Source organism: Tabrizicola sp. TH137 (assembly GCF_002855575.1).
Lineage (GTDB): Bacteria > Pseudomonadota > Alphaproteobacteria > Rhodobacterales > Rhodobacteraceae > Paragemmobacter.
This window is the reverse complement of record NZ_PKRQ01000006.1, coordinates 99,367-110,996: the sequence shown is the minus strand read 5'-3', so window position 1 is coordinate 110,996 and position 11,630 is coordinate 99,367. Positions and strand designations below refer to the sequence as shown.

The window sequence follows — 11,630 nt, the reverse complement described above, 5'->3', positions numbered from 1 at the left end:
CCGGGTAGGATGGGCAATACTGCCCATCCTACGCCCGGGTCGCGCGCAACAGGTCGCGCAGGCCATCGAGCGTGTCGATCTCGTCCACCGGCTTGTCGCGCCGCCAGCGGATCATGCGCGGAAAGCGCAGCGCGATGCCGGATTTGTGGCGCGGGCTTTCCTGTATCCCCTCGAATCCGATCTCGAAGACCAGTTCCGGCGGCACGCGGCGGACGGGGCCAAAGCGTTCCAGCGTGTTCTTCTGCACCCAGCGCGTGATCTCGGCGAATTCGGCATCGGTCAGTCCGGAATAGGCCTTGGTGAAGGGCACCAGCGCATTGCCGTCGCGCACCGCGAAGGTGAAATCGGTATAGAGGTTCGCCCGCCGCCCATGCCCGGCCTGCGCGTAGAGCATCACCGCATCCAGGGTGAAGGGGTCGAGCTTCCATTTCCACCAGTCACCGCGCTTTCGTCCGGTGAAATAGGGCGAGGATTTTCGTTTCAGCATAAGGCCTTCGGCCTGACGTTCCCGTGCCGTCTGACGTGTGGCAGCAAGGTCGGCCCAATCGGCGCAGGTGATGGGAGGCGAAAGGGAAAGGGGCAGGTCGGGCGGCAGGTCCGACAAGATCGCCGCCAACCGTGCCTGCCGCTCGGTGAAGGGAGAGTTGCGCAGGTCCCTGCCGCCATCCTCCAGCAGGTCATAGGCCAGAAGACGGGCAGGTGCCTCCAACAGCAGTTTCTTCGGAACGGTCTTCCGCCCGATCCGCTTTTGCAGGTCGGCGAAAGGCAAAGGGCGATGGTTCACGCGGTCCCATGCGAGGACTTCGCCGTCGATCACGGTGCCGCCGGGCAGGAAATCGGCGAGGGGGGCGAATTCGGGAAAGCGGTCGGTAATCAGTTCCTCCCCCCGCGACCAGAGGGCGAGGAGGCCGGGGCGGTGGATCAACTGGCCGCGGATGCCGTCCCATTTCCATTCGGCATGCCAGTCGGCAGGGTCGCCAAGCGCCTCTGGCCCCTCTTCCAGCGGCGAGGCGAGGGCGAAGGGATAGGGGCGGGAGGCCGTGCCCTCCCCCTCATCCCGGATCAGGGATTGGAAACTGGTCGTCGCGGGCTGCCAATCGCCCATCAGGCGATGGGCCAGTGCCGCCTCATCCACCCCCGTCGCGGTGGAAAGGGCGCGGGTCATCAGGCCTTGGCTCACCCCCATGCGGAAGCCGCCAGTGATCAACTTGTTGAAAAGAAAGCGCTCCGTCGTGCCAAGCCGCGCCCACCAGCCAAGGATGGCTGCCTTGCGCGCCGCGACCGGCTGGCCGGTGAGTGCCGTCAGGGCGCGGATGGTGTCCGAAAGGGAGGGGCTTTCCTCGGTGGCCGCCGCGGGCAGGATCAGGGCGATGGTTTCCGCGAGGTCGCCCACCATGGCGTAGCTTTCCTCGAACAGCCAGAGGGGAAGCCCGGCCGCTTCGGCCGCCCATTCGCGGAGTTCGGTGGCCGTGACGGCCCGTTTCGGGCGGCGGCCGGAAAGGAGCGCGATGGTCCAGAGCCTGTCTTCCTCCGCCGCCGTACGGAAGTAATGGGTCAGCGCAGCAAGCTTGGCCGTGGTCTTGGTGGTGCCGTCCAGTGCGGCGAAGAGTGTTGCGAAATCCCTCATGATTCAATGGTTTCCACCGGTTCTTCGGGTTCCTCGCCATATTCGGTGGCGACGATCACGGCATCATAGCCCTGTTCGGCGAGAAAGCGGCGAAAGGGGGCGGTGTAGCCGTGGGTGACGAAGACCCTTTCGCATCCCGTGGCGCGGATGGCGGACAGGAGGCCCGGAAAATCGGCATGGTCGGAAACGACGAAACCCGTGCCGAGGGCGCGGCGGCGGCGGATGCCCCGCACGGCCATCCAGCCGCTGGCGAAAGCCTCTTCCGCCGGGCCGAACTTGCGCGCCCAGGCGGAGCCGAGGGCGGAGGGTGGGGCAATCACAAGCGCGCCGGGATGGGTTCTCCCGTCCACCCCTTGGCCCGCGCGGATCGTTGCGGGCAGGTCATAGCCCTGATTTCGCAGGATTTCATTGACCTGTTCCACTGCGCCATGGGTCAGGATCGGGCCGACCGCCCCCACCCCCGCCAGCAGGCGCTGTGCCTTGCCGAGGCTATAGGCGCCAAGGATCGACACTTTCCCCGCCGCCGCATTGGCGGCCCACCAATCCGTGACTTCGTTCATGACGACCGCTTGCGGGCGCCAGCGAAAGACGGGCAGGCCGAAGGTGCATTCGCTGATGAAGGCGTGGCAGGGGACGGGGGCGAAGGCTTCGGCGAGGCCGTCTGGTTCGACCTTGTAATCGCCGGACACGACCCAGACCTCTCCCGACCGTTCAACCGCGATCTGGGCCGAGCCGGGGATATGGCCGGCTGGGTGAAAACTGACCGTGACGCCGCCGATCCGCAGGCTTTCGCCATAGGCTATTCCCTGCGCCTCGATCTGGCCGAGGCGATGGCGCATCACCGGGAGGGCCTGATGCGTGGCCAGGTAGCGACGGTGGCCCCAGCGGGCATGATCGGAATGACCATGGGTGATCAGCGCCTGGTCCACCGGGCGCCATGGGTCGATGAAGAAATCTCCCGCCGGGCAGTAGATGCCGCGATCAGTGAAAGTGAGGACGGGGTCTTTTGCCATGAGCCGCAACTAGTGCCGGGTCGGCCTCCGGCCAGACGGCGGGTTGTGCCTAATTTTTGTGCGGTTGCACATGCTGCACCCATCGCTTTCTTGCGAAACGCTTCCAAGCCGGGAAAGGCCCTGATTTACTCGGCGAAAGACCGGCAGTGATCCGGGGAGCAGGGGGCGTAACGGTGACGCAATACTTCAACGAGATGTATCAGGGCGGCAAGGTGCGCCCGCCCTATGCGCGGCTGGAAGACTGGATGAAGGCGATGCCCGCCGAACTCCGCACCCTGAAACAGGCGGAGGCGGAGGATTTGTTCCGCCGTATCGGGATCACCTTTGCCGTATATGGCGAAGGTGGCGATCCGGATCGCCTGATCCCCTTCGACATGTTTCCCCGCGTCTTCACCGGGGCGGAATGGGCGCGGCTGGAGAAGGGAATCAAGCAGCGGGCGCGGGCGTTGAACGCCTTTCTGGTGGACGTCTATCAGCGGGGCGAGATCGTGCGGGCGGGGCGCGTGCCGTCGCGGCTGGTCTATCAGAACGAGGCCTATGAAAAGGCCGTGGCGGGGATCAAGCCGCCGAAAGGCGTGTATTCCCATATCGTGGGCATCGACATCGTGCGGACGGGGCCGGACGAGTTCTTTGTGCTGGAGGACAATTGCCGCACCCCTTCGGGCGTGTCCTACATGCTGGAAAACCGCGAGATCATGATGCGGATGTTCCCCGACCTGTTCCGCGAGAACCGGATCGAACCTGTTGATACCTATCCCGAAATCCTGCGCCGCACCCTTGCCTCGGTCGCGCCGGAGAAGTGCACGGGCGAGCCGACCGTGGTGCTGCTGACGCCGGGGCATTTCAACAGCGCCTATTACGAGCACAGCTTTCTGGCAGACCTGATGGGGGTGGAACTGGTCGAAGGGGCGGACCTATTCGTGCAAGGGGAGTTCGTCTGGATGCGGACGACGGAAGGCCCCAAGAAGGTGGATGTGATCTATCGCCGGATCGACGATGCCTTCATCGACCCGCTGTGTTTCCGACCTGACTCCATGCTGGGCGTGCCGGGGCTGATGGATGTCTATCGGTCGGGCGGGGTGAGCATCTGTTCGGCCCCCGGTGCGGGGGTGGCGGATGACAAGGCCGTCTATACCTTCGTGCCGGAGATGGTGCGGTTCTACCTGGGTGAGGAGCCGATCTTGCAGAACGTGCCGACCTGGCAATGCGGCAAGGCCGATGATCTTCGTTACGTTCTTGATAACCTTTCTGAACTGGTTGTTAAGGAAGTTCACGGGTCGGGGGGCTATGGGATGCTGGTCGGACCGAAATCCAGCAAGGATCAGGTGGAATCCTTCCGGGCGAAAATCCTTGCCGATCCGGGGAACTACATCGCCCAGCCGACGCTGGCGCTTTCGACCACCCCGACTTTCGTGGCCGAGGGCGTGGCCCCGCGGCATGTGGACCTGCGGCCCTATTGCCTTGTGGGGGAGCGGATCGAACTTGTTCCCGGAGGTTTGACGCGGGTGGCGCTGAAGGAAGGGTCACTGGTCGTGAACTCCTCGCAAGGGGGCGGGGTGAAGGATACCTGGGTGCTGGCGGAGTGACGACGACATGCTGAGCCGGACCGCCGACAACCTGTTCTGGATCGCCCGCTACATGGAGCGGGCGGAAACTGCCGCCCGTTTTCTGGAAGTGGGTTCGCGCATCGCGCTGTTGCCTTCGGCCGGGGGTTATCGCAACGAGTGGGATTCACTGTTGCAGGCCTCGGGCAATGCCGATGCCTTTGCGCGCAAATATGGCGATCCGGTCCAGAGGAACATCGAGAGCTTCCTTTTCTTCGACCGCGACAATCCCTCATCCGTTGCCTCTTGTATCACGACGGCGCGTGAGAACGGGCGCATCGTGCGCACCGCGCTGACGGCGCAGGTCTGGGATGCGTTGAACACGGCCTTTCAGGAATTGCGGCAACTGGAACGGACCTCACGCAGCGAGTTGGAACTGTCGCGGCTGACCGAATGGACGATGCGGCACGCGGCGATGGTGCGCGGGGCGATCGAGGCCACGCTTCTGCGCAATGATGGGTGGGATTTCCTAAACCTTGGTTATCATCTCGAACGGGCGGACAATACGGCGCGCCTGATGGACGTGAAGTATTACGTCCTGCTGCCCAAGGTGGAATTCGTGGGCTCCGGCCTGGACAATTACCAGTGGACCACGCTGCTGCGTGCCATGTCGGCGCATCGGGCCTTTCACTGGGCCTATGGGGGCGAGGTGACGGCGGCGAAGATCGCGCATTTCCTGATCCTCAATCCGCAATGCCCCCGGTCGCTGATCACCTGCGTGGAAGAGATTTCGATCCATCTCAACCGCTTGGCGCGGGCCTATGGGGCCACGTCCGAGGCGCAGGCGCGGGCGCAGGACATGCTGGCGGCACTGGAGGCGACGAAGGTGGAGGACATTTTCGACGAAGGGCTGCATGAATTCCTGTCGCGTTTCATCCGCGAGGTGGCGGGGCTGGGGTCGCTGGTGCATGAGACCTATCTGAGCGGGGATATGCGGTGATGCTGCTGTCGGTCGATCATGTGACGCGCTATCGCTATGACCGCCCGGTGCGGGCGGTGATGCAGAGCCATCGGCTGACGCCGTCGAAATTCGACGGGCAGAAGGTGCGGGACTGGACGGTGACCGTGTCGGACGGGATACCGGGCGGGTCCTTCCGCGACGGGGCCGGGGATCGGGTGCAGGGCTGGATGGTGAAGGGCCCGGTGTCCGAGGTCGAGGTCCGGGTCACGGGCACCGTGGAAACCCTTGATCTGGCGGGGGTTCTGCGCGGGCATCGAGAGGTTGTGCCGCCCGAGGTCTATCTGGTGGAGACGCCGGCGACGCAGGCGGATGCGGCGGTGGTGGAACTGGCCAAGCGGGCGGCGGGGGCGGATGGAGCGCTGTCCATGGCGCATCGGCTTTCGGAGCTGGTGGCCGAGGCGGTGGCCTACAAGCCCGGCAGCACGCAGTCGCAGACGACGGCGGCGGAGGCGCTGGCCCAGGGGCAGGGGGTGTGTCAGGACCATGCCCATGCCCTGATCGCCTGTGCGCGGCGGATGGGGCTGCCGGCGCGCTATGTCTCGGGCTATCTGTTTGCCGATGCGGAGGGCGTGCCGCATGAGGCGGCCCATGCCTGGGCCGAGATCCATGTCGCGGGGCTGGGCTGGGTCGGGTTCGACCCTGCCAACCGCTGCTGCCCGGATGCGCGCTATATCCGGTTGGGATCGGGTCTGGATGCACAGGATGCGGCCCCCATCCGGGGGGTGGCGCGGGGCGTCGTATCGGAAATTCTTGATGTGACAGTTGCGGTCCAATCCTTGCAGCAATAGGGTCGGGCATCCCTGGGGAAGAATCCATGACCTATTGCGTCGGCCTGCTGTTGAACGAGGGCATCGTGCTGTTGTCCGATACCCGCACCAATGCGGGGTTGGACAATATTTCCACCTATCGGAAGATGTTCCTCTTCGAAGAGCCGGGCGAGAAGGTCATCGCGATCATGACGGCGGGCAGCCTGTCGGTGACGCAGACCACGGTGGCGCGGCTGCGCGAGGCGATCGAGGACCCGGAGAGCGACGAGACGACGTCGATCATGAAGGCGCCGACGATGCTGAAAGTCGCTGATATCGTTGGAAATATGCTGGCCACGGTGCGGGCGGAGATCGACGAGAAACTGTCGGCGATGCAGGGGGCGAGCGCGTCGATGATCGTGGCGGGGCAGCGGAAGGGGGGGGCGATGCGGTTGTTCCTCATCTATCCGGAGGGGAATTTCATCGAGGCGACGGAGGACACGCCCTTCTTGCAGATCGGCGAGCACAAGTATGGCAAGCCCATTCTGGACCGGGTGGTGAAGCCACAGACGAGCCTTGCGGATGCCCAGAAAGCGGTGCTGCTGTCGATGGATTCCACTTTGAGATCAAACCTTTCCGTGGGGATGCCCCTGGATCTGTGCGTGATCGAGCGGGATGCCTGCAAGGTCACGCTGCGGCGGCGGATCGAGGCGGGGGACGAGCAGTTCCGCGCCATGTCGGAGGCCTGGAGCCGGGCGTTGCGGGACGGGTTCAGCCAGATCAACCTGTGAAACGGCTGTGCCGTATGTTGTGCCGCAAACTGTGCAGCAAACTGTGGCCACAGAGCGCACGGTAAAGGCCCGTTTCCCGCAACGGGGCGGGGGGCCAGTTATGGGTGGCGCGCTGGGCGATAGGGCCTGGTGATTGGTCAAAAATCTTGGAAGATTTTTGCAAATTTCTTCGAAGAAATTTGGGTCTCAGCCTGCGGCCGAGAACAGCGCGGCGGCGCTGTCGAAGAAGCGGCTGCGATGGGACGGGGTTTCCATCGGCACTTCGTGCTCGGCCCCGTGATAGAGGTCGAGCCGGCCATTGCGCCAGCCGGCCATGCGCAGATGGATCGGGGCGACATCCACCACCTTTTCGGCCGTGCCGAGCGCGATGAGGGCGGGGGTGGCGGGGGCGGGCATCGCGGCGAGGGTGCCGCATTCCCTTAGCGCCGCGCCGAGCCAGCCGAGCGAGGGGCCGCCGAGCGCGAGGTCGGGATGGGCGGCGACCTGGCGGCGCATGTATTCCCACATCTCGGGGTCGGTGGTCAGGACATTGTCCTGAAACGGCGCGGCGAGGACATAGGTCTGCCCGCCCGTGCCGGGAGCATAGCGATGGCCTTGACCGAAGAGCGGGGCGAGGCGGCCCAGCACATGGGCGAGGGGGCGCGACCATGCGGCCATGCTGATGCCCCACATCGGCGCGGAGAAGGCGGCGGAGGCGAAGGGCAGGCCGCGCATCAGCGTGCGCAGGCCGATGCAGCCACCCATGGAATGGCAGAGCAGGTGATAGGGCCGGGGCAGGCCTTCGGCGGCGGCCAGTGCGAGAAGGGCATCGACGTCGCGCTGATATTCGTCGAAATCGCCGACATGGCCGATCAGACGATCAGCATGGGCGCGGTCGGCCAGCCCCTGGCCGCGCCAGTCCACGACCAGCGTGGTGAAGCCGCGGGTGGCAAGGTCGGCGGCGGCGCGGCCGTATTTCTCGATATACTCGGTGCGGCCGGGGAAGAGAAAGACGGTGCCCCTAGCACCATCGCCCCAGAGCGCCGCCCGGATGCGGGGGCCGTCGGCGGCGCGCAGCCAGAGGGCGCGCCCGCCGGGCGGCCCTTTGGCAAGGTCGGCGAAGAGCGGGGCGGTTCCGGTCACGCCAGCGCGGAGCCGAGCTTCATCGCCATGCCCATGGAACCATCGACCGAGAGCTTGCCGGTCATGAAGGCCATGGTCGGGTTCATGTCGCCTTCAAGGATCGCGCGGAAGGTGTCGGCGGAGGCGGTCATGGTCACATCGGCCTCTTCATCCCCGGCGCGGACGCCGTTGGCATCGAGCATGATCGCCCCTTCGCCGGTTATGACGAATTTTGCCACGCCATCGAACCCATCGGTCAGCTTGGCGGACAGGGCGGCCACGGCGGCCTCGATCACATCGCTCATCTTGCAGACTCCATCTTCTGATCGTGACTGCGGGGAGGCTGGTCTTTCCCCGCGGTTGCGTTACCTTCGAGTTATGGAAGCGCTTCGCCGGTTACACAATCATGTCGTTGCGGCACTTGCCGCGCTTTTGTGCCTCGCCTCCATGGCCGTGGCGCAGACGGAGACGCTTGATTCGCTGTTCGAGGAGTTGAAGGGCGCGGATGCGCAGGCGGCGGCGCGGATCGAGCGGGAAATCTGGAATGAATGGTCGAAGTCGGGATCGCCGGCGATGGACCTTTTGTTGCAGCGCGGACGCGATGCGATGGCGGCAGGCGACACGGCGGCGGCCATCGAGCATTTCACCGCGCTGACGGATCACGCGCCGGATTTCGCGGAAGGCTGGAACGCGCGGGCGACGGCCTATTTCCAGGCGGGCGATTGGGGGCCGTCGGTCAATGACATCGCCCGGACCCTGACCCTGAACCCGCGACATTTCGGGGCGCTGTCCGGGCTGGGCATGATCTTCGAACAGCTGGAGCAGCCCGAGAAGGCGCTGGAAGCCTATCAGGCGGCCTTGGCTATACATCCCCATCTTGAGGGGGTAATCGAGGCCGTCGAGCGGCTGGAAGCGGAAACCGCCGGGACAGACCTGTAAAGAGCGCAATCAGATGGGCATGGGCGGACGGGTGACGGCGGTCCTTGGACCGACGAATACCGGCAAGACGCATTACGCGATCGAGCGCATGCTGGCGCATCGGACCGGGGTGATCGGCCTGCCGCTGCGGCTGCTGGCGCGCGAGGTCTATGACCGGATCGTGGCGCAGCGCGGGCCGTCGGTCGTGGCCCTTGTCACCGGGGAAGAGCGGATCGTGCCGGAGCGGGCCCAGTACTGGGTCTGCACGGTGGAGGCGATGCCCTTGGAGATCGGGGCGGATTTCGTGGCGGTGGACGAAATCCAGCTTTGCGCCGACCCCGAGCGGGGGCATGTCTTCACCGACCGTCTGTTGCGGGCGCGGGGGCTGCACGAGACGCTGTTCCTGGGATCGGACACGATGCGGGGGGCGATTGCCGCGCTGGTGCCGGGGGTGAGTTTCGTCAAGCGGGACAGGCTTTCCACGCTGACCTGGGCAGGTTCGAAGAAGATCAGCCGGATGCCGCCGCGCAGTGCCATCGTGGGGTTTTCGGTTGAAAACGTCTATGCCATCGCGGAACTGATCCGGCGGCAGAAGGGCGGTTGCGCGGTGGTGATGGGGGCCTTGTCGCCGCGCACGCGCAATGCGCAGGTCGCGCTCTATCAGAATGGCGATGTGGATTATCTGGTGGCGACGGATGCCATCGGGATGGGGTTGAACCTGGATATCCGGCATGTGGCCTTTTCTTCGACGGCGAAGTTTGACGGGCGGCGGATGCGGGCGCTTTATCCGCAGGAACTGGCGCAGATCGCGGGGCGCGCGGGGCGGCATGTGGAGAACGGCACCTTCGGGGTGACGGGCGAGGCGCGGCCTTTGGACGAAGAGATGGTCGAGGCCATCGAGACCCACCGTTTCGCGCCGGTGAAGAAGCTGCATTGGCGCAATGCGGCGCTGGAATTCGGGACGGTGGAGCGGCTGGTGCGGTCGCTTGAGGCGCCCACGTCCAATGAATGGCTGACGCGGGCGCGGGATGCCGATGATGTGGTGGCGTTGAAGGCGCTGTCGGAGATGGCCGAGGTGCGCGACCGCGTGCGGTCGCCTGCCGATGTGCGGCTTTTGTGGGATGTGTGCCGGGTGCCGGATTTCCGGTCATCCTCCACCACGGAACATGCGGCGCTGCTGGCGCGGATCTTCGACTTCGTGAAGGGCGGGAAGGTGCCGTCGGACTGGCTGAAGCTGGCGGTGTCGCGGATCGACCGGTCGGATGGGGATATCGACGCCATCTCGAAACGGCTGGCCTATATCCGCACCTGGACCTATGTGGCGCAGCGGTCCGGGTGGGTGGAAGATGAAAGCCATTGGCGCGAGGAGACGCGCGCTGTAGAAGACCGCCTGTCGGATGCGCTGCATGCGCGGCTGACGCAGCGATTTGTTGACCGGCGGACAAGCGTCTTGTTGCGGCGGTTGAAGCAGAAGGAGACCCTCGTGGCCGAGGTGAATGACAAGGGCGAAGTGATGGTCGAGGGCGAGTTCGTCGGCCGTCTGGAGGGGTTCCGGTTCCGGCAGGATGCCTCGGCCACGCCCGATGAGGCGCGCACGCTGCGGCAGGCGGCGGTGCAGGCGCTGCGGCCCGAATGGCATCTGCGGGCGGACCGGTTCCATAACGCGCCGGATACCGAGCTGGATTACACCGAGCAGGGCGGGCTGATGTGGGGGACCACGGCGGTCGGCAAGCTGGTGAAGGGGGCCGAGGCGCTGCGCCCGTCGGTCGAGGGGTTCGTGGATGAGGAAGCGGGGCCGGATGTCGCCGAGAAGGTGAAGCGGCGCTTGCAGCATTTCATCGACCGCAAGGTGGCGGCGCTGTTCGAGCCGCTGGCGGCGATGAGCCGGGACGAGCAGTTGACGGGGCTGGCGCGGGGCTTTGCGTTCCGGCTGGTGGAGGGCCTTGGCGTGCTGCCGCGCGATGCCGTGGCCGAAGAGGTCAAGGCGCTGGATCAGGAGGCGCGGGGGGCGCTGAGGAAGCACGGGGTGCGCTTTGGCCAGTTCACGGTGTTTCTGCCGTTGCTGCTGAAACCTGCGCCGACGCGGCTGCGGCTGGTGCTGTGGTCGCTGTGGAACGGGCTGGACGAGTTTCCGGAAAGCCCGCCGCCGGGTCTGGTGACGATCCCGAACATCGTGGAAGTGCCGAAGCAGCATTACACGCTGTCGGGCTATCATCCGGCGGGGAGCCGGGCGATCCGCATCGACATGCTGGAGCGGCTGGCCGATATCCTGCGCACGAAGGACAGCCGGGCGGGGTTCGAGGCGACGCCCGACATGCTGTCGATCACGGGGATGACGCTGGAGCAGTTCTCCGACCTGATGGCGGGGCTGGGCTACAAGGGCGAGAAGGGCGAGCGGGCCAAGGTGAAGGCGGCGGAGCCGGTGGTGCCGGAGCTGCCCCCGTCGGATCAGCCGATCCCGGAAGAGGTTTCGGTGCTGGCGCCGGTGCCGGAGGAACCCGCGGCGGAGGATGCGCCGGTGGAGATGGAGGTGTTCTACACCTTCACCTGGGCGCCGAAGCCGCGTTTCCAGCGGCCGGAGCGGGGCAATCGTCCGCAGGGCGAGCGTCCGAACCGGGGCGAGCGTCCGCAGGGCGAACGGGGCGAGCGGCCCAAGCGCGAGGGCGGGGACCGTCCGCAGGGCGAGCGGCGCGAGGGGGGCAAGCCCCCGCATGGCAAGCCGCAGGGCAAGGGCGGCAAGCCCGAGCGCCGCGATGGCGGCAAGCCGCAGGGGGCGAAGTCCTATGAGTCGCGCCCGCCGCGGGCCGAAAAGCCCATCGACCCGGACAATCCTTTCGCGGTTCTGGCCGCGCTGAAGGCCAAGTCCTGA

The 11,630-nt window shown here is 65.8% G+C and carries 10 protein-coding genes; 6 read left to right on the top strand and 4 right to left on the bottom strand.

The annotated features are described in order from the left end of the window. Positions 1–28: 28 nt before the first annotated feature. Together C0V75_RS17305 and C0V75_RS17300 are read right to left on the bottom strand one after the other, a co-directional pair. Positions 29–1,627, bottom strand: coding sequence for an ATP-dependent DNA ligase (locus C0V75_RS17305; protein ID WP_101922226.1), 1,599 nt, complete (start codon positions 1,625–1,627; stop codon positions 29–31). After that, positions 1,624–2,640, bottom strand: a complete 1,017-nt coding sequence (locus C0V75_RS17300) for a ligase-associated DNA damage response exonuclease (protein WP_101922225.1) — start codon at positions 2,638–2,640, stop codon at positions 1,624–1,626. Before C0V75_RS17300 ends, C0V75_RS17305 begins: the two co-directional genes overlap by 4 nt. A gap of 194 nt (positions 2,641–2,834) precedes the next feature. On the opposite strand from C0V75_RS17300, the gene C0V75_RS17295 reads away from it, so the two are divergent. From C0V75_RS17295 to C0V75_RS17280, 4 genes are read left to right on the top strand one after another with little or no spacing between them, the layout of a single operon-like run. Continuing rightward, positions 2,835–4,226, top strand: coding sequence for a circularly permuted type 2 ATP-grasp protein (locus C0V75_RS17295; protein ID WP_173861099.1), 1,392 nt, complete (start codon positions 2,835–2,837; stop codon positions 4,224–4,226). 7 nt (positions 4,227–4,233) lie between these two features. Continuing rightward, entirely contained in the window at positions 4,234–5,184 is a 951-nt protein-coding gene (locus C0V75_RS17290; RefSeq protein WP_101922223.1) for an alpha-E domain-containing protein, read from the top strand. After that, positions 5,184–5,993 carry a transglutaminase family protein gene (locus C0V75_RS17285; protein ID WP_101922222.1) on the top strand — a complete coding sequence of 270 codons (810 nt, stop codon included), beginning with the start codon at positions 5,184–5,186 and terminating at the stop codon, positions 5,991–5,993. Before C0V75_RS17290 ends, C0V75_RS17285 begins: the two co-directional genes overlap by 1 nt. 26 nt (positions 5,994–6,019) lie before the next feature. Then, the gene (locus C0V75_RS17280; protein ID WP_101922221.1) at positions 6,020–6,742 is read left to right on the top strand and encodes a proteasome-type protease; all 723 of its coding nucleotides are present in this window, start codon (positions 6,020–6,022) and stop codon (positions 6,740–6,742) included. A gap of 186 nt (positions 6,743–6,928) precedes the next feature. Here the strand turns inward: C0V75_RS17280 and C0V75_RS17275 are convergent, their stop codons facing one another. After that, complete coding sequence (locus C0V75_RS17275; RefSeq protein WP_101922220.1) at positions 6,929–7,864, bottom strand: alpha/beta fold hydrolase; 936 nt, start codon at positions 7,862–7,864, stop codon at positions 6,929–6,931. After that, positions 7,861–8,148, bottom strand: a complete 288-nt coding sequence (locus C0V75_RS17270) for an SCP2 sterol-binding domain-containing protein (protein ID WP_101922219.1) — start codon at positions 8,146–8,148, stop codon at positions 7,861–7,863. Before C0V75_RS17270 ends, C0V75_RS17275 begins: the two co-directional genes overlap by 4 nt. Before the next feature lie 142 nt (positions 8,149–8,290). On the opposite strand from C0V75_RS17270, the gene C0V75_RS17265 reads away from it, so the two are divergent. Beyond that, positions 8,291–8,782 carry a tetratricopeptide repeat protein gene (locus C0V75_RS17265; protein WP_254216526.1) on the top strand — a complete coding sequence of 164 codons (492 nt, stop codon included), beginning with the start codon at positions 8,291–8,293 and terminating at the stop codon, positions 8,780–8,782. A 13-nt stretch (positions 8,783–8,795) separates the two neighbouring features. Then, positions 8,796–11,630, top strand: a complete 2,835-nt coding sequence (locus C0V75_RS17260; RefSeq protein ID WP_101922217.1) for a helicase-related protein — start codon at positions 8,796–8,798, stop codon at positions 11,628–11,630.